This is a genomic window from Verrucomicrobiia bacterium (assembly GCA_019634625.1).
Classification (GTDB): domain Bacteria; phylum Verrucomicrobiota; class Verrucomicrobiia; order Limisphaerales; family CAIMTB01; genus CAIMTB01.
This window is the reverse complement of the sequence record JAHCBA010000017.1, coordinates 105,423-127,721: the sequence shown is the minus strand read 5'-3', so window position 1 is coordinate 127,721 and position 22,299 is coordinate 105,423. Positions and strand designations below refer to the sequence as shown.

Sequence of the window (22,299 nt, the reverse complement as noted above, 5' to 3'; positions counted from 1 at the left end):
CTAGAAAATCGCCTGCCGTACGATAGAACCAACGCATGAAACCGGGCCCGCGAACGGAGGATGGCGCCGCAACCAGGCCGAGTCTCCTCGCCCGGATGCGCAGCGCCGCGGATGCGTCCGGGTGGGAACGCGGCTGGCAGGAGTTCTTCGAAGCCTATCACCCCCTGCTGTTCCGCTTCGCCCGCCGGCAGGGGCTCTCCGAAGGCGAGGCCGACGACCTCGTCCAGGAGGTCGTCATCGGCGTGGCGCGACGCCTTCCCGAATTCCAATACGAGCCCGGCCGGTGCTCCTTCCGGACCTGGCTGTTCCGGGTGGCACGCAACAAGGTCGTGGACCACCACCGCCGGCAGATGCGGGAGCGGCGTCACCTGGTCCGCGACGACCAGCTCCCCTCCATGCCGGACGCCGAAGATCCCGCCACGCTGGCTCCGGATGCATCGTGGGATCTCGAATTCGAGAGCAACCTGCGCCGGGTCGCCCTGGAGCGGGTGTCCCAGCGGGTCCGCCCGATGACCCTGAGGCTCTACCTCCATCACGTGGTGGACGGCCATGATGTGGCCAGCACCGTGGCGCAATTCCGCGATGCCCGCGTTTCTGCCGCCAGTGTTTATGTGGCCAAACACCGCGTTCAGGCCCTTCTGAACCGGGAACTCAACCGACTCCGGGCCGGTCGCTGCGATCCCTGAACCGCAGTCCTCCGCGGACCTGGCCAAAGCAGCCCCAAAGGTCGGGGCTACCCAGGCACCGGTGCATCCCGGAGTCGTGGGTGAGAAGGCAGCGAATCGGAGGGACGAGCTCTGCGAGTCCCCAACACGACGCGCCACACCCCTGCGGCCTCGTGGAACTCGGCCCTCCGAAGCGCCGCATTGCGGAGTTCGCACCTCTCCCCACTACTCCGGGATGCACGCCCCACGCACCCGGTCCCGGTCCCCACCCAACGGCCACGCATGGGTTGCCTCCCGCCTCCTGTTCGCGGAATCCTCGCGACCGCCCTCATGGACCCACCCCCCACGGAACGGCGCAGCGAGCCGCGCCCCAGCGAAGCCGCGCCGTTCATACCCAACCACCGCCTCCTCCGCCGCATCGGGCAGGGTAGCTTTGGCGAAGTCTGGCTCGCCCTCGATGCCCTGGGCAAATGGACCGCCGTCAAGATCGTATATGGAATGGCGTACGGACCGGACGGGACCTTCGAGAGAGAGTTTCGCGGCCTTCGCGACTACGAAGAGCTTGCCCGGCGGGAACGGGGCCTGATGGCCGTCCGCAATGTCGGCGTGGACGTCGCCCATGGCTTCTTTCACTACTCGATGGAACTGGCCGACGATGCCCGAACGCGTGCGCCCCTCCCCAATCCGCCCGCGCACCCGCTCACGGAATCGTCCCGACTTGCTTCGGAATACGTCCCCTGGACCCTGAGCGAGGAACTGCGGCGCCGTGGACAGTGCGCCCCGGAGGACTGTCTCCGCTGGGGAGCCTCGCTCGCCGGCGAGTTGGAATGCCTCCATGCCGGCGGCCTCCTCCACCGGGACATCAAGCCGTCCAACATCGTCTTCATCGACGGCCAGCCGAAACTGGCGGACGTCGGACTGGTCTCCATGGCCGATGCCTCGGTTCGATCCCACGTGGGAACCGCGGGGTTCGTGCCGCTCCATGGCGCCAACGGAATCCCTGGCGATCTCTACGCCCTCGGCAAGGTCCTCTACTGCATGTCCACCGGCCGCCCCGTCGAAGACTTCCCCAGAGATCCCCCGGACCCTGACCCACCCGCAGACTCCCGCGCCGGACGGCATCGAAGCGAACTCCGCGCCATCTGCGACCGCGCCTGCGAACCCCATCCGCGCCTGCGCTACAAAACCGCCACCCGCCTGCGCGAAGATCTCGAACTTCTCCTCGGCAACCGCTCGGTCCTCCGGCTCCGGCGATTCGAATCCCTCTATCGTCGGGCCAGGCTGGTCTCCCTCATCCTGGTTCCAATCCTCGTCCTGGTCCTCGCCGGACTGCTGATGGAGTACCGCCGCGCCCGTGAAGCCGATCGCGCCCGCCTCGCCCAGCTCGAAAATCGCAAGCTCTCCCGAATTCAGGACCGCCGCGCCGGTTGGTCCGCCACCGACTGGCAAAGCGCCCGGGCCGCCGCCCGTCAGCGAGGCGATCCTCTCGTCCTCCGTCAGGCCATCGCCACCCTGTCGGGCATGGACGCCAGCCTGACCTCGCACTGGCGCGGCACCCCGGTCAGTTCGGCGGCCTTCGGGCCGGACGGACGTCTCCTGCTGGCTGGCTACGGCGACGAACCAGCCTGGTTGTTCCAGGAAGACACCACCCGCCACCCCCTGCCCCTCGTCGGTGACGGACGCCCCGCATGGACCCATTCCGGGGACCCCGTCCTTCTCCGGATCGAAGACCAGTCCTTTGTCCTGCGAAACGCCATCTCACGCGAGAGGCTGGGACGTTATCCCTTTCAGCCGGGAGAAGCCGCCGTCAGCGAAACCGGACCGGTCTTTGCGCTGAGTCCGGATGGCGCCCTGGCAGCCGGTTCCCTCTCCCGATCCGGAGGGAGCCGGCTGGTCGTGTGGGAAACCCGGACCGGCCGCGAACGGGGTGTCCTTCCCGAATCCGCCACCGCACTGTCGTTCTCCCCGGACGCCCAATGGTTGGCCGCGGGACAACACTCGGGCTCGATCCTGGTGCTGCGCCTCGATCCCTTCGAGATCGTGTGGCACCTGCCGGCGGCCGTGGCTCCAAGCCCGGTTCAAGCCCTGGCCTTCGGCGAGGATGCCCGTGTCCCCTGGATGACGCCTTCCCACGATTCCCAGCCCTTTTCCCCACGCCGTCCCTGGTTGCTGGCAGCCGGCCATCGCGGCACCGGCATCGTCGTGTGGGATCTGACCTCCGGACTGCCCCGCTCGTTTGCCCGCGGAGCCACATGGGAAGTTACGGCCCTCGCCTGCCTCCCGGACCGGACGACCCTCGCCTCGGCCGGACGAATGGGCGTCCGCTACTGGGACATCGCCACCGGGCAACCCCTCCTCTGGACCCTCGAGAACAGCGGCCGTACCCGGGCGCTGGCCGTCAGCCCTGACGGAACCCGCGTGGTTTCAGGAACCACAGGAGAACATGCCGCTCCCGATGTCTGCCTCTGGGCCATCGAACCTCACCGGGGCATCCAGCGACTGCGCGGCCTCACCGCCTCCGTGCGCCATGTGGACTTCTCCCACAGCGGCCACCGCATCGCAGCCCTCTCGGACGAATGGCGCATCGGGGTCTGGGACATCCCCGATGGACGCTTGCTGCGCCTCTTCGACGTCCCACCCGGCGACTTCGCCGATGGCAGCGGCGTTGCCCTCGATCCCGACGGACTCCGCCTGGCCTATGCCAGAAGCGCCGACGTCACCCTCTTCGACATCGAGTCGGGCCGAGCAACTCGCCAATGGACTCTCCCTCCCGCCAGAGCCTACTCCAGTCGCCTCGCGTTTCGCCCCGACGGCATCCTTGTTCTCGCGCGCGTTCGACTCCCCGAACGGCAGGGCGAACCTCGCCGCTGGGAGATGTACCGACTCGATTCAGACGGAACCCTTCCGATCGTTCCGGACCTGCAACAGACCGACGACACCTATTCGACCAAAGCCCTGACCCTGGACCCCACCACCCAGCGCCTGGTGCTGCTGACCCAGGAGACCGGCCGGTCCAGCGATGGGTTCCGCATCGTCCACACCCAGACCGCAAAGACCCTATGGCGCACCGAATTCGGACGGGAACACGTCTGGCACGTGCTCCGCGTCGATCCCCTGGGCCAATGGGCCGCCGTGCCCGGTTGGCGTCCTGCCCTCAGTACGCGCCTCGTCGCCCTCTCGGATGGCAGCCCCGGCCCCGCCATCGGGGATTGCATCGCTCTGGGGCCCGGCGGAAACGCCTACGCCACTCATCTGGACAATCAGGGTTTCGTCCTGCTGCGCGCCACCATGGGCAAAGCTCCGGACCTGCCCATCGATTCCGACAGCGTCCTGCTTCGGGATAGCTTCCTTTTCTCCAGCGACGGCAACCGCGCGGGCTGGGGTTGCACGGATGGGACCGTCGGCGTCGCCGAGATCGTCCGCGTGAAGGCCCGTTTGGACGAACTCCTGCACCTCCGGCCCCGCCCCCCCCCCTGATCCCCGGCGTGGGTCTGGATCCGAACCGTGAACCCCGCCGCGGGCGGGATTCGGATCGATGGTGCGGCCCGTTCGCATCATCCGTGCAAGCAGGACGTCCGAGCCATTCCCGGCTGTTCGTTCTTGGCCGCAGCCACGCAGTCAGGTCGGGTGTGCTGGCTTGATCGTTTCACTTTTTTTGTAACCGGCTGCCGCGATTCTTTCAGTAGGGGTTGGTGAAACGGGTTGCCGCAGTAACCGAGCGGGTGCGCCTTCTCCGGTCCCACGGGACCCCGACGGACGCCTTCGCTGGCCACACGCGGTCGGACAGCCCGCACCCGGCGGACCGGGTCAGGCGGACGGCGTTTGACGGGATCGCGCACTCCACGGTTGCCGCGGCGGCGCTCCTGCTGGTTTCGATCGCGTCGGTGTCCGCCGAGATTCCCCGTATCGCGGTCGAACTCGATCTTCCGAGCGCGCTCCGGCTTTCCTGGCCAGGCGATGCCGGCGGGGTCGTGCTGGAAGAGTCGGCGGAACTCGGATCCCGTGCCCAATGGGAGCCGGCTTCCCGGTCGCCGAGCCTGATCGGGGGCCGCCATGTCGTCGCCTTGCCCGCTTCGGGGCACGGACGGTATTTCCGTCTGCGCCTCGTCGGTGGTGGATTGACGACCCTCGTCGAAACGTCGCCGGTGGATGGGGAAGACGGAGTGTCGGTGACGCGGGAGTGCCTTCTACGGTTCTCCGGGGCCCTGTCACCGGGCACGATCCTGACGCTCGACCGCTTTCATGCCGAGGCGCTCGGGCGTCGCCTGTTGTCGCGCGTCGAACTGTCATCCGATCGGCGCACGGCGTCACTCTTCTTCCTGGAGAACCTCCCGGCCTCGGCGCAGGTCCATGTCACCTTCGATGCCACGGGCGTGCTGGACGAGCAGGGCTTGGAGGTGGATGCCGATGGCGACGGCGTCCCGGGCGGGGTGGCGCGCCTCCGATTTCGAACCTTCAGCACCACCCCCATCCCGGGCACCGCGATTCACGGTCGCGTGTTCGCCTCGGAACCGGTGCCTGGAGTCGGTCCCGGCGCCTCCGCCACGGTGCGTCCGCTCCAAGGGGTTACCGTCACCGTGGACGGGGCGGAGGAATCGCTGCGGACCACCACCGACGCGACGGGGAAATTCACCCTCGATCCGGCTCCGGCCGGACGGTTCTTTGTCCATGTGGATGGGCGCACCGCGGTGGGCAGTGAGTGGCCAAACGGTGGCTATTACCCGGTGGTGGGCAAGGCGTGGGAGACGTTGGCGGGTCACACCGACAACCTGGCCGGCGGCACCGGGGAGATCTACCTGCCGTGGATCCCCTCCGACGCGCTGCGTGCGGTCAGTGCCACGGAAGACACCGTGGTGACCTTCCCGGAGCACGTTGTGCAAAACAACCCCGCCCTGGCCGGGGTTTCGATCACGATTCCTGCCAATACCCTCTTCGCCAACGACGGCACGCGCGGGGGACGCGTCGGCATCGCCGCGGTTCCCCCCGACCGCCTGCCCGAACCCCTTCCGCCCGGGCTCGCGTTTCCCATTGTGATCACCGTGCAGACCGACGGGCCGAGCAACTTCGATGTTCCTATTCCTGTCCGCTTTCCGAACCTGCCCGATCCGGCCACCGGCGATCGGTTGCCGCCGGGTGCCCGCAGCGCGCTTTGGAGCTTCGATCACGATCTCGGGCGATGGGAGATCCAGGGCCCCATGATCGTCACGACGGATGGCGAATACCTGGAGCCGGAACCCGGGGTTGGGATCCGGCAGCCCGGCTGGCATGGCGTCCAGCCAGGTTCCCAGGGCGTCGGTCCCGAAGGTCCGCCGGCCCCCGACGACTGCCACAGTGGCGGTTCCGGTTGCGGATGCCCGGGTGGACCGAACGGACTGAACAACACTCAACGGGGCCGTGGACGGTGCGTGGTGGGGGGAGGCATGGGGGCGATTCGAGGCTGCCTGCTGAACCCCTTCGGTTGAGCCTCGGCAACGTGCGCGTGGTCGCGGTCGCTGGCAGCCGGATTTATGCCGGGGCCGGGGGAATCGTGCACGTGATCGATGCCGTCTCCGGCATGATCCTGGAGCAGGCGCGAACCGGCAACGAGACGGTGGAAGCCATCGCGATCGAGCGCGACACGCTCGTGGTCCTGACCGGCCGATCGCTTCGCCTCTACCGGGCGGACACACCGAGCGACGGGTTATTGGGAGCGGTTCGTGTGGCGGGCCATGTCGCGCCCCTGGAGTTCGGCAGGAAGCTCTTCGTGGGCGGAGGATTCGCCTATGTCGGTTACTTCACGGGTTACACCATCGTCGATGTTCGGGATCGGGCCGCGCCACGCATCGTCGGCCTCCCACCACGCACCCAGGCGGCCGTGCATGATCTGGCCGCGAACGGCTCCGGATGGCTCGTCATGATCAGCAGCTTCGCCGGACCGCAGAGCCTGATGGTCTCGCTCTACGACGTCTCGAACCCGACCGACGTCACGCGGTTCATCACGTCGTTTCGCACACCCGGAGTGCCGCGGGCCGTCTCGCTCTTCAACGGACTGGCTTATGTGGCCGACAGCCAGGGCCTCCAGGTGGTCAGTTACCTCCAGCCAGACACCCACCGCCAGGCCCCGAGCATCGCGCTTCGTGCCACCTTCCCGCTCGACCCGGCCGTGGCGGACGAAAACTTCGAAGCGATCGTGATGGCTGACATCGCGGACGATGTGCAGGTACGGACCGTTGAGTTCTACCTTGATGGCGGACTTGCCTTCAGCGACGGCAGCTATCCCTTCGAGTTCCGCTTCACGACTCCCGCGATCAGTGCCTCCCGCAGCGAGTTCCGGTTGCGCGTCCGGGCGCTCGACACCGGGGGGAACAGCACCTGGTCACCCGGGTACGAGGTGCGATTGAGTCCGGACAGCACCCCCCCGCGCGTGCGACGCTCCCATCCGGCTCACCAGGCCATCCTGGGCTCGGTCACGTCGTTGACCGCCCTGATGAGCGAGCGCCTCGATCCCGCCTCGGTCGGCCCGGGCTCCGTGCGTTTGAGCGAGGCAGGACCCGACTGGGTGTTCGGGACGGGCGACGACATCGAGGTTCCCGTCGCGCGGGTCGAGTACACGGACGAGACGATGACGTTGACCGCCGCGTTCGCGGATCCGCTTCCGCCCGGACGCTACCGCGTCGAGATCGGACCTGGACTCGCCGACCTGGCAGGCAACTTCATGAGTGAGGCGTTTCGATCCTCGTTCTGGGCCATCCCTGGAGAGGACCTGGACCAGGATGGTGTCCCGGACCATCTCGAACCTGCGATGGGTCTGGATCCCACCAAAGCCGACACCAACGGAAACGGCCTGCTCGATGGCGAGGAGGACTTCGACCGCGACGGCATCCCCAACGCAGTCGAGATCCTGCTGGGCTTCGATCCCACCCAGGCGGATACCGGCAGCACCGGGATTCACGACGGCGAGAAAGATCGGGATGCCGACGGGCTCAGCGATATCGACGAGTTCTGGCTGGGTACCAGCCCTGTCCTGAGGGACACCGACGGCGATGGTTGGTGGGACGAGGCGGAAGTCACCGCCGGCAGCGATCCTCTCGACCCGGCGTCAAGGCCGGCGATGGGGACCGCGGCGCGGCCGTCGGTGGAGCTTGTCCGACCTGAACGGGGTGATTCGGGTGGCCTGGGACGCGGCACGGTGGCGGCCGTGCCGCGGGTGGAGTTGGTCCTGCCGCACCTCGGCGATTCGGGTGACCTCGGACGCAGCACGGTGATGGCTCTGCCGCGGGTGGAACTCGTACTGCCGCACCCCGGCGAGAAGGGGGGTCTCCCGCCGAACACGACGATCGCGCGCCCCCTCCTGCGCCTGGAACCTCGCTGAGACGTGCTTCCCTCACTCCAACTCCATCCCCATTCATGAACATAAGAAACAAGCTCCTCATCCTCATCGCCGCTGTGGTCGGATGGGCCGGTGTCCTCCGCCTTTCGGGGCAGGGATTCGATTCAGGCAGCACCGGTGCCGACGGCGCGCTCACCGTCGCGTCCAACACCGAGATCCCTCTGCCGCCGGACGGGATCCTGAATTACACGAGCGTCCTGATTCCGATCGCTACCCCCTGTACGCCCTCATTCGCCGCCGTGGTTACCCGCCCCACGACGCCCAGGACCTGCTGCACGATTTCTTTCAGGCGCTCATCGAGAAGAGCGACCTCGGCAACGTGACACGGGAAAGAGGCCGGTTTCGCGCCTTCCTCTCGGGCGCCCTCAATCATTTTCTCGCCAATGACTGGCATCGACTCCGGCGCCAGCAGCGAGGCGGACACAAGGCGATCCTGTCCCTCGACTCCCTGCTGCCCGCCGCGGAAGAACGGTTCCTTGCCACCCCCGACGATGGCGTGCCACCCGAGGTGGCCTTCGACCGCGAGTGGGCCGGTGCGCTCCTCCAAAGCGTACTGCGAACCCTCCGTCACGAAGCCCCCAACCCCACCCACTTCGAGGCCATCAAAGGCTTCCTCTCCCGCGAAGGCGGGGGCGAGGCGTATCGTGCCGCGGCTGCCGCGTTGGGCGTAACCGACGGCGTCGTCAAGGTCGCCGTCCACCGCCTCCGCCGACGCTTTCAGGAAGTCCTGCGGCGTCGGATCGCGGAAACCGTGGGACCCGCCGGGGACGTCGAGGACGAACTCCGCCATCTGGTCGAAACGGTCCGAAGTCACCCCGAAACGATGAGGTCATGATCTGCGCGACCTGTGGGCGATCGCTCGGCCACCCCGGGTTCGAGGGCCTCTGTGAAGTCTGCCTCCTGACCTTCGGTTGGATGGGATTCCCGGACCCCGCCAACCCCGGGGACCCGTCCGACGCCCCTCCTTCGGGACGTCCCGGGTTCTGGCGGCGTGTTGGCGACTATGAACTCGGACCCGAGATCGCCCGCGGAGGCATGGGCGTGGTCTATCGGGCCCGGGAGGTGGGATTGGACCGGGAGGTCGCCGTAAAGATGATTCTCGCAGGTCACTGGGCGAGCCCGGAACAGGTTGAGCGCTTCCGCGTCGAGGCACGTGCCAGCGCCCGCCTCGAGCATCCGAACATCGTTCCCATCCTTGCCTTCGGCGAACACGAAGGCTGGCACTTCTATGCCATGAAACTCGTCGAGGGTGGGGACCTCGCCCGCCAGTTGGCGGACGGCCGCTGGCCCGCTTCCACCCGCCCCGAGCAGGAGCGCATCGCGCAGTTCCTCGCCCAGGTCGCCGGAGCCGCGCACTTCGCCCACCAGCGCGGCATTCTTCACCGGGACCTCAAGCCCACCAATTCCGACGGGAATGGGTCCATGCCCGCCCTCCCACCGCCTCGGAACGCCTCGGATCCTGGATTCGCACCAACCCCCTCACCGCCGCTCTGAGTTCCACCCTGGCCCTGGTACTTGTCCTCACCGCCTTCGGGTCCACCGCCCTGGCCTTCCGTCTCCGCGACGCCCGCGACGAGGCCCGCAACACGGCCGCCGAAAGTCATGGCCGACTCGTTCGCATGATGGTCAACACGGGCGTCGCCGCCGCCCGGGCGGATGACCCGGTCTTCGCCCTCCCCTGGCTCGCCAAGGCCCTGCGCGCCGATGCCGGGTCTTCCACCCGCGAGTTCGCCCACCGCACGCGCATCGCGTCCGTGCTCCAGGAGATGCCCGACCTCCGGGCAATCCGCTTCCATCAACGCCTCATTCAACACGCCGCCTTCAGCCCCGACGGCAGCCGGGCCGCCACGGCCAGCTATGACGGCACCGTGCGGGTTTGGGACACCGCTACGGGTGCCGAGATTGGATTGCCGCGCCCGCATGCCAATCCCGGTGCGGGTCTCACCCTGCTCTTCAGGGTGGACTTCAGCCCGGACGGCTCCCGCCTCGTCAGCGCCGGCAATCTCGACGCGCGCCTCTGGGACACCGCCTCCGGCCGCCTGCTGTCCCCTCCCCTTCCCCACGCCAACGAGGTCCGCGTCGCGCGCTTCAGCCCGGATGGATCCCGCATCCTGACGGCCAGTCTTGACCGCACGATCCGTTGTTGGAGTGCCACCACGGGCCAACCCATCGGTGCACCCATGTCCCATGAGGCCGGCATCCTCGTTGCCGACTGGAGCCCGGACGGCCGCCTGATCGTCAGCGGTGGCCGTGATCGAACGGTGTCCGTCTGGGACGCTGCCACAGGGCGGCGTCTGGCCGTCACCCCCCTTCACGAGGGCCTGATCTCCCATGTCGAAGTCGCGCCGACGGGCCGGTACTTCGTCTCGGCCAGCGCCTCCCCAGTCTTCCGCGTATGGCACCTCCCCGACGCCACCCTGGCGGCCACACTGACCGCAGGACGCTCCGTCCGTCAGGCACGCTTTGACCCGACCGGCAGTCACCTCCTGGCCACCGAGTCGGACGGCTCGGCCCGCCTTTGGGATTGGCGTCGAGGTACGGCCGTTCGTTCGATTTCTCACCCCGGCAGCCGCAGTGCCGTCGTCTGGGTGGGATGGTCCGCCAACGGGCGGCGCGTCATGACCGCCACGGCAGAACGCGCGCGCGTCTGGGACATCGAGACGGGCCGCCCCCTCACCCCCCCCGATCCCCCATACCCATATCCTCACCCACGCTGAACTCAGCCTGGACGGCACCAGACTGATGGCTGTGAGCCTCGACGGATCGATCCGCTTGTGGGCCCTGCATGAACCGGCCGGGCGCGCCGAACTGGCGGAGACCCACGCGTGCGGCGACAATGCCCGGTACGCCTTGGTGCGCCTGCCGGCAATCGGTCCTGCCCTGGCCAACCTCCTCTCGGGGACCATCGAATGGCTCCTGCCAGTCGAGACCTTCGTCGAAGCCGATCGCCACGCCTTCGCCCCCACGACCCAACGACTCGTCCTCTACCGCCCCGCCGACGGAACGGTGACGGTCTTCGATCCGGAGCCCGCGACGAATCCTGCTCCCCATGACCCGTATCCACGACTCCGCAAGACTGCCTCCTGGCAGGGACCGCCCCGCAGTCGCACGATCAGTCTGGACACCTTGGGGACCGTCATCTTCCTGTCGGACCCCGGCGGCACCCATGTCCATCGTTACGAGACAACCTCCGGCGACCTCCTCGGGGTTGTCCCCATTCCGGATACCGCCGTTCGGCACATGGCGTTCGCCTCGGATGGACGCCGCCTCCTGACCGTCAGCGACGATGGGGCGGGTCGCATGTGGTGCATGGACACGGCGCAGCCCCTGGTTGAGACCCCTCGTCACGATGACCTGGCCGTCTTCGGCACGTTCGATCCCGACGGCACGCGGTTGGTCACAACCGGCTACGATGGAACCGCACGGGTTTGCGATGCCAGGACGGGCCAACCGCTCGCGCTGCCCCTGCGGCATCGCGGCACGGTCGTGGGTGCGGTCTTCGCTCCCAGCGGACCGCACCTCGCCACTCTCGACAGCGGCCACTCGGTCCGAGTCTGGAACCTTGAATCGGGGCAGGTCGTCTCGCCGCCGCTTCCCCACCCAGCCGGCGTCCGGTACATCGCATTTCTCGGAGAATCCGGAGCACTGCTACTGACGGTGACGGAGGATCTGCGGGCCTGGCTCTGGGAGTTGCCCTCGGGACTGCCTTGGACCCTCGCAGGATCGCCGATCGACTTCGACCCGCCGAACCCCACGGATGCCGGGCACCTCCCTTCGCCGAACGCACTCGCAGCCTTGTGGCAACGACGCCTGGCTTACGATCCTCGATCCCCGGACGAATTGGAACGCAGCGCTCTCCTGTTGACGGGGCACCGGATTGAGGGCGAGGGCAGCCTGGTGCCCGCTGACTTGCGGGATCTGCAGGCGGCCTGGGAGGCAGCATCCGAAACCTTCCAAACCCGCCCATTTCCCACCCGCCGGTGAACCGGATGCCCCTGGACCCCACGGCGGTGCCGGTGAGAAATCGAATGCTCTGAGCCCGGATCGCGGGATGGTGGGGCGAAGCATCCCGACCGAACCCGTTCTGCCGGCAAGCCGCGCACGCCGATGCCCATCCCGCAGAAACGGGTCCAGGCCCGTTCAGGGGTGGAACGATGGCTCCCGCTTCACGTCGCCGCAGGACTCCCCGGTTTCCCTGCCGACAGTATCCTCCTCCATCGCCTCAGCTCCCGACCCACCTCCGTCGTTCCCGGCGACCCCGGTTGTCGCCTCCGGGCCATCGCCCGTCGCAGGTCGAACACCTCCTTCACATCCGGCCCGAACCGCCGCGATACCCCCTGGAAGTCATCCAGCTCCAGGCGGTCCAGCGTCCGGCCCTTGCGTTCAGCCAGGGCCACCACCTCGCCCACCACATGGTGGGCCTCCCGAAATGGCATGCCACGCAACACCAGGTAATCCGCCAGATCCGTCGCCAGCAATTGGGCATCCCCTGCCGCCGCTTCGCACCGATCCGCAACCGCCTCGGTGTTGGCCAGCATCCCCGCCATCAACCGCACACAGGCCCGCACCGTGTCCGCGGTGTCGAACACCCGCTCCTTGTCCTCCTGCAAATCCCGGTTGTACGTCATCGGCAGCCCCTTCAGCAGCGTCAGCAGGGCCATGAGATTCCCCACCACCCGGCCGCTCTTGCCTCGCGTCAGTTCCGCAACATCCGGGTTCTTCTTCTGCGGCATCAACGACGACCCGGTGGTGTAGGCGTCTGCAATTCGTACGAACCCGAACTCGGCGCTCGCCCACAGAATCGAATCCTCCGCCAAACGGCTGAGATGCACGGCCAGCAGTGCCGCAGCCGCACAGAATTCCACCGCGAAGTCCCGGTCACTCACCGCATCCATCGAGTTTCGGGACAGTCGCGCCCTGCCACGCGCGTCCACAAATCCCAACTCCCTGGCCACGAATTCCCGGTCGATCGGGAGGGTCGTTCCCGCCAGCGCTCCGGAGCCGAGCGGACAGACATTCGCCCGCTCCCGGCAGGCGGCCATCCGGTCCCGGTCCCGGGCCACCATCTCGACATACGCCAGAAGATGATGGGCCAGGTACACCGGCTGACCGCGCTGCAGGTGCGTGTATCCCGGCACCAGCACGTCCGCATGACGCCCACCCAGCTCCACCAGGCTCCCCTGGAGCGCCGCGAGTTCGCTGTCCAGCGCCTCGATCTCCTCGCGCAGCCACAAGCGCAGATCGAGGGCCACCTGGTCGTTCCGGGATCGTGCCGTGTGCAACTTGGCCCCGGCCGCCACCCGGCGCGTCAGGGCCGACTCGATGTTCATGTGGACATCCTCGAGATCCCGCCGCCACTCGAATCTTCCCTCGGCAATCTCCCGCCCGATCGCCTCCAACCCGGCCACAATCGCGTCCCGCTCCTCCGCCTCAAGCACCCCGATGCGCGCCAGCATCCGGGCATGGGCGATCGAACCCCGGATGTCCTGGGACCATAGCCGCCAGTCGAACCCCACGGACTCCGAAAACGCCGCCACCTCGGCGGCGGGACCCCTTGAGAACCGCCCGGACCGGGCGACGACGGACGAACGTTTGGTGGCCATGTCAGGCGACGAGTCTGCCGGGACCGGACGGCGTCGGCTATCCCCAGTTCCCATCGCCCCAGTTCCCACCGCGATGCCGCCAGGATTGGCACCGGCCCGCTCTCGCGGCAGCATGGCCCCGTGCGCCGTCTCGCCTCCCTTTCCCTCGCGCTGATCCTCGGCCTGCTGAGCGGCTGCGCGGCTTCCGGCCCTCCCCACAAACTGACCTGGCGGACGCTCTCCCGTGGACTGACCAGCGGCATCAGCGAACCCCGCCGGGTGGTCCTCCATGCGGAGGCGCCGTACCTCCGCCTGTGGGCCGAACATGCCGCCCAGGCCGACCGCGTCGCACTGCCCCCGGCCGTCAACTTCGATCGGGAAATGGTCCTCTTCGTCAGCATGGGCACCCAGCCCACCGGGGGCTACTTCATCGAAATCGTCGATGTCGAATTGCGCGGAGACCAGCTCCGAATCCTCGTCGGAGAACGCCGCCCACAGCCAGGTGCCTTCCAAATCCAGCAACTCACCCAACCGTACCACCTCGTCGCCCTTCCAGCCGTCCACGCCAGGGTCGATTTCCGGGATGTCCGGCCCGCTGGCGTCGCCCTGCGCCGTAACGCCCGACCCGGCGACGAGGGAACTCCTTCCGTCCCGACCCGAACCCCTCGATCCCCGGCCCGCTCACCGCGTGGAGCCAGTTCGGCACCCTGAATCGGCCCCCCCTCCTCAACCGAAAGCCCCGGGTCGAATCCCGGCCCCCGGGTCGCCCATGAAGACGACCCGGTCGGTAAGATCGTTCAGGGCCTGGCGCACCTCGCCGAACGCTTCCGACAGGTCCGCCAGGATCCCGTCCAATTCGTAGCGCGACGCCAGACGATGGTCGCTGGCAGCCTTGAAGCTCGATCGCCCCATGCCCTCGTAATACCCAATCCCCGGCGCGCCACGTCGGTCCGATCGCCATCGGAGGTGCTCAGGGAACAGGCCCGTGACGAACAGAGTGTGGTTCCCCAGGTGCGCCTGGATCAGGAATCGTGTCCGGTCGTCCGCCTTGTCCATCGCCGCCAGCATCTCGAAAACATATCGCATCGGACGCCCTTCAGCGTCCCTCGGCGTCGCGTTGTCGGCATGCGTGAAGCCGACCAGCACCTCCGCCACGTAATCCGCCAGACGCCGATCGTCGATCCCCGCCCTCCGCAACACGTGCCGGACAAGAATGTAGAAGTAGCAGTGCTCCGAAATCGCCGTGCAGCCCGGCAGGTCCCGCAATGCCGCAACCAGCTTCTCCTCATCCAGAATCCGGTCCCGCGTGTCGGCATCGGCCAGCAATCCCAGGAGCGCCCGTTCCTGTCGGTCGTCCCGTCCCAGCACCCGGCTGATGAATTCGAAGTCGGTCGGCGTGAATTGCTGCCTGCAGTTCGGAAGGATAAACTTCATGGCCAGTCCGGGTTTTGTCCTCTGCCAGAGAGAACCGTCCCTTGTCGAGCCCGGATCCCTCACCCCACCCTTGCACAACTTCCCTGCGTTGACATCGGTCGTTTGCCAGCAGTCCTCGAGCCCAATCGCTCCGCGATGACGGCCGGTTCCCCGGCCCTGGCAGCCCCCCTCGACATTCTCCCCCGTGACGGGCACTCTGCTCGCGTGGCGCAGGCCAAACTCGAACAATTGCGGGCGTTGGTTCGTTCCTTCGGCTCGTGCCTCACCGCCTACTCCGGCGGCGTGGATTCCGTCCTCCTCGCCGCCGTCGCCCACCGCGAATTGGGGGATCGCGCCCTCGCCGCCATCGCCGACTCGCCCAGCCTGCCCCGCGCAGAACTCGCCGAAGCCCTCGCCCTCGCCCAACGCCTCGGTTTCGCCGTCCGTGTCGTCCGCACCCGCGAATTCGACAACCCAAACTACCTCGCCAATCCCGAAAACCGCTGCTTCTTCTGCAAACACGCCCTCTTCGAGGTCCTCGCCCCCCTGGCCTCCGCAGAAGGCTTCGCCGTCCTCGCCTACGGCGAAAATGCCAGCGACCTCGGTGACCACCGCCCCGGCGCCAAAGCCGCTTCCGAATTCCAGGTTCGCGCCCCCCTCAAGGAGGTCGGCCTCACCAAGAGCGAGATCCGCGAATTGTCCGCCCTCCTGGGCCTGCCCACCGCCGACAAGCCCCAGCTCGCCTGCCTCTCCTCCCGCATCCCCTACGGTGAGTCCGTCTCCCCCGAAAAACTGCGCATGATCGAGGCCGCCGAGGCTTTCCTCCGCGATCTCGGCTTTCACGACGTCCGGGTCCGTCATCACGAACTCAAGTCAGGCGCCCTCGCCCGCCTCGAACTGGGCTCCGCCGAACTGCCCCGCCTCGTCGTCGGCGACCTCCCCGCCCGCGTCGCCCGGCACCTCGCGGGCCTCGGCTACTCCCAGGTGACCCTCGACCTGCAGGGCTACCGCCGCGGCAGCACCCTCGAGGCCCTCCGCACCCCCCTCCTCCGCAACTTTTCCACCCCCACGGGTTAGGTTCCCCTCACGAAGGTCCGGATGCCGCAGTTCACCTACAAAGCCCGACGCCGCACCGGCGAGGTCGTCCAGGGCGTCCTCGAAGTTGCCGACCGCGCCACCGCCCTCGGCCAGTTGGAACGGCTCGGCCTCTTCCCCGTTGCGGTCCAGACCGCCACCGGCGCCGAACTCCGGAAACAGGCCCAGGCCCGCTCCCCCGGCTCCCCCGCCGCCGGCTGGCTGCCCCCGGCACTCCGGTCCCTCGTCCAGCGCCAGCGCAAACCCAAGCTCCAGGAACTCGCCACCTTTACCCAGCAGCTCGCCAACCTCCTCAAGTCCGGCATGCCCCTCACCGTCGCGCTCAACAGCATGACGCACCTCGAAACCCGGGGCATCCCCTCCGATGTCAGCCGCCAGCTCAAACAGGACGTCATGGAGGGAAAATCCCTCTCCGACGCCATGTCCCGGCAGCCCCGTGTCTTCGCCGACCTCTACGTCAACATGGTCCGCGCCGGCGAACAAAGCGGTGCCCTCGTCGATGTCCTCCGCCGCCTCGGCGCCCACTTCGAACGCTTCGCCGAGGTCCAGTCGAAGTTCGTCTCCGCCCTCATCTACCCCGCCGTCGTCGCCCTCGTCGGCCTGGCCGTGATCGTCTTCTTCATGGCGGTCATGCTCCCCAAGTTCATGACCATCTTCGAGGGCATGGAATCCCGCCTCCCCACCTCGACCCTCATGGTCATGTCGGTCAGCGACATCTTCGCCCAATACTGGTGGCTGATCGGCCTCGTCGCTGTCGCCGGCTGGATCCTCTTCTCCCGGTACCGCGCCACCGACTCCGGACGTCGCACCCTCGACCGCTGGAAACTGTCCGCACCCGTCCTCGGCAAGGTCGTTCGTCTCAATCTCTTCGGACAGTTCTGCCGCACCCTCTCCACCCTGCTGTCCAACGGCGTTCCCGTCCTCACCGCCCTCAAGATCAGCGAGTCCATCATCCCCAATGTCATCCTCAAGGAGGCCATCGCCAAAACCCGCGAGGAGGTCACGGACGGCAAAACCATCGCCCAGCCCCTGGCCCGCTCGAAGGTCTTCCCCCAGCTCATGATCGACCTCATCCGCATCGGCGAAGATACCGGCGATGTCCCCGGCTCCCTCGAAAACCTCGCCGGCACCTACGAAAACGAACTCGCCATTCAGCTCCGCGTCCTCACCAACCTCATCGAGCCCGCCATGATCATCACCATGGCCCTCGGCGTCGGCTTCCTCCTCTTCAGCGTCGTCTCCGCCATGTTCTCGATCACCCAAAACCTCAACATGTGATGCCCGTCCCCCCTTCGATGCCCCGTCCGCATCCCATCGGAGGCCTTCCATTCCCCAGGCCGTCCGCCCCCGGACGCCGCTCCCAAGGGTTCACCCTCCTCGAATTGATGATCGTCATCGGCATGGCCGCCCTGGTCATGGCCATCAGCATCCCGTTCGTCCAACGCACCCTCCGCCGCGATGCCGTCTTTCAGGCTGTCCGCCTCGTCGAGGATGCCTGCCGCAACGCCCGCTCCACCGCCATCTTTCACAACGCCACCGCCGAACTCGTCATCCGTCCCCTCGACAAGTCCGTCAGCGTCCAACCCGGCCAGTCCGCCTTTCCCCGCTTCGCCGCCCCCGACCGCGATCCCTACGACGATTCGCCACCCCCGCCCCGCGGTTACGCCCGCCATGCCGCCAAACCCGTCTCAGGCCACCTCGGCGACGACGTCCATATCGAACTGCTCGACGTCAATTTCACCGAATACCGCGACGCCGAGGAGGCCCGCGTCCGCTTCCATCCCAACGGCACCAGCGACGAGTTCACCATCGTCCTCCGCATCGGCGCCTCCGCCTGGCGCAAGATCTCCCTCGAGATGGTCACCGGCCTCCCCGTCCTCGAAGTGATGCGCTGACCCCCAGCCGCCCCCAATGCGCCTCTCCCCTTCCCACCCGTCCCGATCCCGCACGCCCGGTCGCCGCCGCGGCTTCACCCTCCTCGAAGTCGCCCTCGCCATGGGCCTCCTCTTCGGCGTCACCTTCGTCCTCCTCCAGATCACCTCCACCAACCTCCGTGTGGCCCGCGCCCTCCAGCGCACCACCGTGGACGCCGGCAGCCTCGCCGCCGAACTCACCCTCACCAACCAGCTCGTCGAAGGCATCGAAATGGGCGACTTCGGCGAACTCCATCCCGGCTACGAATGGCGCCGTGAAATCCTCCTCGTCGGCACCAACGGCCTCTTCGAAGCCCGATTCGAGGTCTTCCATCCCCACGATCGCTCCCTCGAATCCGAACTGGTCATCCTCCTCTTCCGACCCGATTCCATCCTGCGCGCCGGCGCCTCCCGTCAATGATCGCCGCCCGCCGTCCATCCGGCGCCTTCACCCTCCTCGAGGTCATGCTGGCCCTCGGCATCCTCATGATGGTGCTCACCGTCATCTACTCCACCTGGATGGCCATCCTCCGCTCCAAGGTCGCCGCCGACAGGGCCGCCCTCCAGGCCCAGCGTTCCCGCATCGCCGTCCGCGCCCTCGAAGACGCCCTCGAAGGCGTCCAGGTCTTCCAGCAGAACCAGCCCTACTACGCCTTCCTCGCGGACACCGGCTCCCAGTTCGCCTTCCTCAGCCTCGCCTCCCGCCTCCCCCAGGCCTTCCCAGGCTCCGGCCTCTTCGGCGACCAAACCCTCCGCCGCGTCACCTTCCAGGTCGAGTCCGGCACCAACGGCCGCCCGCAACTCGTCCTTCGCCAGTACCCCCTCCTCCTCGCCACCAATGTCGTGGACGAAGCCTACCCGATCGTCCTGGCCAGCGATCTCACGGACTTCCTCCTCGAGTTCTGGGACGCCCGCCGCGGCGAATGGCTCTCCGAATGGGTCTATACCAACCAGCTCCCCCCCGTCGTCCGCTTCCTCCTCGGAGTCGGCCAGCGCCCCGATAACCCCTCCCTCCCCCAAACCCTCCAGGTCCGTACCGTCGCCCTCTCCGCCACCCCCGTTCCTTTCGAACTCCAGGGTCGCCCCATGCGCGCCCCCGGCACCCCACCCACCAATCAACCGCCCCCCAACCCCAACGAACCGCCCCCGGGCGGCGATCCCGTCGCCCCATGAGGATCCCCGCCCACCACCGCCCATCCCCCGCCTCCCAACCCGGCGCGCCCCGCCCCCGCCCCGCCGAAGCCGGCATCGCCCTCATCCTCGTCCTCGGCGCCATCGTCGTCCTGACCGCCCTCGTCGCCGGCTTCACCTACTCCATGAAGGTCGAAGCCCGCCTCGCCATGAACAACCGCCACGAGGCCGAAATGGAATGGATGGCCCGTTCCGGCGTCGAACTCGCCCGCTTCATCCTCGCCCAGGAACTCCTCAGCCCCGAAGGCCGCATGTTCGATGCCCTCAACCAGAAATGGGCCGGCGGCGTCGGCAGCCCCACCAACGAAATCCTCGCCGGCATCTCCCTCACCGACAACCAGATCGGACGCGGCCGCTTCGCCCTCTCCATCACCGATCAGGAGCGCCGCTTCAACATCAACAGCGCCGACCAGTTCGTCCTCTCCCAGGCCCTCCTCATGATGAACGTGGACGCCAGCCTCCACGCCACCATCGTCGATTCCATCCTCGACTGGCGCGATCCCGACGATGACCCGCGCCTCAACGGCGCCGAAAGCGACGACTTCTACCTCCGCCTCGATCCCCCCTACTTCGCCAAAAACGGCCCCATCGACGACCTCTCCGAACTCCTCCTCGTCCGCGGCATCACCCCCGAAATCTACTGGGGCTCCGGCTCCACCAACGTCCTCCGCAGCCAGCCCGTTGCCGCCCCCGGCGCCCTCCCCCGCTTCGACGAGGAACCCTACATCGTCCACGGCCTCCGCGACCTCTTCACCGCCGTCTCCGCCCCCCAGGTCAATATCAACACCTGCTCCGCCGAAACCCTCCAGCTCGCCGGCCTCGATCCCCTCGTCGCCCAGTTCGTCCTCGAAGCCCGGCGCGGCCCCGATGGCGTGGACGGTACCGAGGACGATATGCCCTTCCGCAGCACCGCCCAGATCCCCGTCCCCGGCAACGACCCCGCCCTCCGCCAGCAGATCCAGCAGTACTTCACCATCCGCAGCCGTACCTTCGAGGTCATCGTCACCTGCGATATCGGCGGTTATGTCCGCCAGTACCGCGCCCTCCTCGACCGTCGCAGCCAGCGCGATATCGTCGTCCTCTTCCTCCACGCCCTCTGATTTTCAGACAGGCTCCAAGAGGCCGCGCAACGCCGTCAGATTCGCTGTCGCGTCGAACAACGCCCGTATCGGGATCTCGAATCCCTCGATAACCCGCGATCGCACCCGCCCATCCCCCGACTTCACCACCAGCGCGTATCCCCCCTGCCCCAGCACATACTGCTCCAAACTCTCTGCTTCCGGATCGACCAGCCAGTACTCCCGCACGCCGTGCGCCTCGTAGTCGCGAAACTTCACCCCGCGGTCCCGCGACGCCGTCGACTCCGACAAAACCTCCACCGCCAGGTCCGGAATCGGAAGGCGGACCTGCCCGGGCTGCAACCCCGCCGCCTTCTCCGTTCCAAAGTAAATCACATCCGGCATGAAGTCGTTCCGCGGAAAAACGCATAGTCCCTTCTCCCCAAGAACCAACCCCATGCCCCTCGCGTCCACATGGGCGCTCAGCAATCGCTCCAGCCGCGCCCGCACCGCCATGTGCACCACCCGGTCCGGCGAATGCATGACAGTCTCGCCATTGATGAACTCCCACTTCGCCCCGTCCGGCAGTCCCTCGTAAAACCGGCGCCGCCGCTCCCGCTCCGCCGTCAGCCGCGCGTCCAACTCGGCCACAAATTCCGGAAGCGTCGGCAACTCCATCACCTGATCCATCAGCCCCTTCACGCCGTCAGCCTACCCTCCGTCAGGGCTCCCGCAAGAAACCTCGCCCTCCAACCCCGCCTGCACCGCCTGCACCGCCTCACCGCCCGCCGGCCCGTCGCCTCACCGCATCCCCGCCCTCACCCTCCTCCACCACCCGCTCCCCCTCCGCGCGCGGCGGCTGGACCAACGTCGGCGGCGCATTCGTTCGCGCCGCCGCCAGCTGCGCCGCGTATTCCTCCGGTGTCGGCACCCCCCCCCGGGAGATGTACTGGTAAATGTCCGTCGCCGCCTTGGCCCGCTTCACAAATTCGATGATCTCCGCCTGCGTGTAATACGTCCCGTACGTGGACAATGCCACCCGGGACGGCCGCTCCGTGTCCGTGTAATACCCGTACCGGTCGATCCGACCCTTGATCGACGGAATTGCCCGCTCCATCCACTCGGAGATCCGCGTCTGCTCCACATAATTGTCCGCCAGCTGGTCGAACGGCCCGTCGTAATAGTCGTTCCGCAATACGCTGATCTTCCGGATCATCGCCAGCACCTTCCGGCCCCCGTTTGCCTCGTCGTTCCAGAACGCAAAACCCGTCCGCCGGCCCACCACGATGTCCTTCTCCAACGTCGTAAAGGTATCCGGCACCGGCTCCTCCTCGTTCAAGACCCAGAAGAAACAGTTCCGATCCGTGTTGAACATCAGAAAGAACTGGATCCCCGACTCATCGAACGTCCGCATGATGAACGCCTCGTTCGACCGCACCGGAAACCTCTCCGGCGGATCCTGCCGCAGCCGGTGCAAATGAAAGGTCACCGACCGACCGTTGTACCGCACCCGGTACGTGTGCTTGTCCAGCTCCGTGATCGTCAGCCCGTCCGCATCCGTGAAATACTTCGACCGGCTCAGATAACTCCCAGGCGAACTCGGAAATTCCACATACTCCGAGTACCCGAACGACAACACCCCCCGCTCCCTCCGCCCCGCCGGCAGCCGGATGTTCCCCCAGATCTGCATCCCGTCGATGTAGTCGATGAAATAATAGTAGTTCTCCGACGGATAGATGGTCACCTCCTCCGGCAATCGCGAGTACACATGCCAGAAATACGCGTCCACGTCGTTCGGATCGACCCCCTTGCTGTAGTAGCCCTCGTTCCGCCATTGCTGCAGCGACAGGTACGAACCCGTCCCCAGCCCTCCAACACCCTGCGAGGACCCGGGCGCCGCCGCCCGAACCGTCACGCCCCCATTCAGGAGCACCATCAGAAGCCCCCATCCAAGTCCAGTGCGCGTCAGGAAACTCATCTCAAGAGCTTGGTTCAAACGTCATCCTATTGCCC

At 67.2% G+C, this 22,299-nt stretch carries 19 protein-coding genes; 15 read left to right on the top strand and 4 right to left on the bottom strand.

Annotated features, from left to right (window positions below; genetic code table 11):
* Positions 1–35: 35 nt before the first annotated feature.
* The 8 genes from KF833_12125 to KF833_12090 all read left to right on the top strand — a co-directional run bounded on the left by KF833_12125 (position 36) and on the right by KF833_12090 (position 12,018).
* A complete protein-coding gene (locus tag KF833_12125) occupies positions 36–686 on the top strand; it encodes a sigma-70 family RNA polymerase sigma factor (GenBank protein ID MBX3746043.1) in 651 nt (216 codons plus the stop codon).
* Between the two features lie 309 nt (positions 687–995).
* Entirely contained in the window at positions 996–4,142 is a 3,147-nt protein-coding gene (locus KF833_12120; protein ID MBX3746042.1) for a hypothetical protein, read from the top strand.
* A gap of 245 nt (positions 4,143–4,387) precedes the next feature.
* Positions 4,388–6,127 carry an Ig-like domain-containing protein gene (locus KF833_12115; protein MBX3746041.1) on the top strand — a complete coding sequence of 580 codons (1,740 nt, stop codon included), beginning with the start codon at positions 4,388–4,390 and terminating at the stop codon, positions 6,125–6,127.
* Positions 6,128–6,138: 11 nt separating this feature from the next.
* Complete coding sequence (locus KF833_12110) at positions 6,139–8,016, top strand: Ig-like domain-containing protein (protein MBX3746040.1); 1,878 nt, start codon at positions 6,139–6,141, stop codon at positions 8,014–8,016.
* A gap of 337 nt (positions 8,017–8,353) precedes the next feature.
* Positions 8,354–8,869, top strand: coding sequence for a hypothetical protein (locus KF833_12105; protein MBX3746039.1), 516 nt, complete (start codon positions 8,354–8,356; stop codon positions 8,867–8,869).
* The gene (locus KF833_12100; protein MBX3746038.1) at positions 8,866–9,528 is read left to right on the top strand and encodes a serine/threonine protein kinase; all 663 of its coding nucleotides are present in this window, start codon (positions 8,866–8,868) and stop codon (positions 9,526–9,528) included. Before KF833_12105 ends, KF833_12100 begins: the two co-directional genes overlap by 4 nt.
* Before the next feature lie 125 nt (positions 9,529–9,653).
* The gene (locus KF833_12095) at positions 9,654–10,751 is read left to right on the top strand and encodes a WD40 repeat domain-containing protein (GenBank protein ID MBX3746037.1); all 1,098 of its coding nucleotides are present in this window, start codon (positions 9,654–9,656) and stop codon (positions 10,749–10,751) included.
* A gap of 25 nt (positions 10,752–10,776) precedes the next feature.
* On the top strand, positions 10,777–12,018 hold the full coding sequence (locus KF833_12090) for a hypothetical protein (GenBank protein MBX3746036.1): 1,242 nt from the start codon (positions 10,777–10,779) through the stop codon (positions 12,016–12,018).
* Positions 12,019–12,200: 182 nt separating this feature from the next.
* On the opposite strand, the gene argH is transcribed toward KF833_12090, so the two are convergent.
* Positions 12,201–13,637, bottom strand: coding sequence for an argininosuccinate lyase (argH, locus tag KF833_12085; protein ID MBX3746035.1), 1,437 nt, complete (start codon positions 13,635–13,637; stop codon positions 12,201–12,203).
* A gap of 120 nt (positions 13,638–13,757) precedes the next feature.
* On the opposite strand from argH, the gene KF833_12080 reads away from it, so the two are divergent.
* Positions 13,758–14,327, top strand: coding sequence for a protease complex subunit PrcB family protein (locus tag KF833_12080; GenBank protein ID MBX3746034.1), 570 nt, complete (start codon positions 13,758–13,760; stop codon positions 14,325–14,327).
* A gap of 15 nt (positions 14,328–14,342) precedes the next feature.
* Here KF833_12080 and KF833_12075 read toward each other — a convergent pair whose 3' ends face one another.
* Positions 14,343–15,050: a hypothetical protein gene (locus tag KF833_12075; protein MBX3746033.1), complete on the bottom strand. Its 708-nt coding sequence runs from the start codon at positions 15,048–15,050 to the stop codon at positions 14,343–14,345.
* 135 nt (positions 15,051–15,185) lie between these two features.
* On the opposite strand from KF833_12075, the gene larE reads away from it, so the two are divergent.
* From larE to KF833_12045, 6 genes are read left to right on the top strand one after another with little or no spacing between them, the layout of a single operon-like run.
* Positions 15,186–16,106, top strand: a complete 921-nt coding sequence (gene larE, locus KF833_12070; protein MBX3746032.1) for an ATP-dependent sacrificial sulfur transferase LarE — start codon at positions 15,186–15,188, stop codon at positions 16,104–16,106.
* Positions 16,107–16,127: 21 nt separating this feature from the next.
* Positions 16,128–17,402 carry a type II secretion system F family protein gene (locus KF833_12065; GenBank protein ID MBX3746031.1) on the top strand — a complete coding sequence of 425 codons (1,275 nt, stop codon included), beginning with the start codon at positions 16,128–16,130 and terminating at the stop codon, positions 17,400–17,402.
* A gap of 17 nt (positions 17,403–17,419) precedes the next feature.
* On the top strand, positions 17,420–18,019 hold the full coding sequence (locus KF833_12060; GenBank protein MBX3746030.1) for a pilin: 600 nt from the start codon (positions 17,420–17,422) through the stop codon (positions 18,017–18,019).
* A gap of 16 nt (positions 18,020–18,035) precedes the next feature.
* On the top strand, positions 18,036–18,458 hold the full coding sequence (locus KF833_12055; GenBank protein ID MBX3746029.1) for a hypothetical protein: 423 nt from the start codon (positions 18,036–18,038) through the stop codon (positions 18,456–18,458).
* Positions 18,455–19,210 (top strand): prepilin-type N-terminal cleavage/methylation domain-containing protein, encoded by a 756-nt coding sequence (locus KF833_12050; GenBank protein MBX3746028.1) that lies wholly within the window; start codon positions 18,455–18,457, stop codon positions 19,208–19,210. The genes KF833_12055 and KF833_12050 overlap by 4 nt, the downstream gene beginning before the upstream one ends.
* On the top strand, positions 19,207–20,328 hold the full coding sequence (locus KF833_12045) for a general secretion pathway protein GspK (GenBank protein ID MBX3746027.1): 1,122 nt from the start codon (positions 19,207–19,209) through the stop codon (positions 20,326–20,328). The genes KF833_12050 and KF833_12045 overlap by 4 nt, the downstream gene beginning before the upstream one ends.
* 3 nt (positions 20,329–20,331) lie before the next feature.
* Here KF833_12045 and KF833_12040 read toward each other — a convergent pair whose 3' ends face one another.
* The gene (locus tag KF833_12040; protein ID MBX3746026.1) at positions 20,332–20,988 is read right to left on the bottom strand and encodes a Uma2 family endonuclease; all 657 of its coding nucleotides are present in this window, start codon (positions 20,986–20,988) and stop codon (positions 20,332–20,334) included.
* Between the two features lie 76 nt (positions 20,989–21,064).
* Complete coding sequence (locus KF833_12035; protein MBX3746025.1) at positions 21,065–22,264, bottom strand: hypothetical protein; 1,200 nt, start codon at positions 22,262–22,264, stop codon at positions 21,065–21,067.
* Positions 22,265–22,299 lie beyond the last annotated feature (35 nt).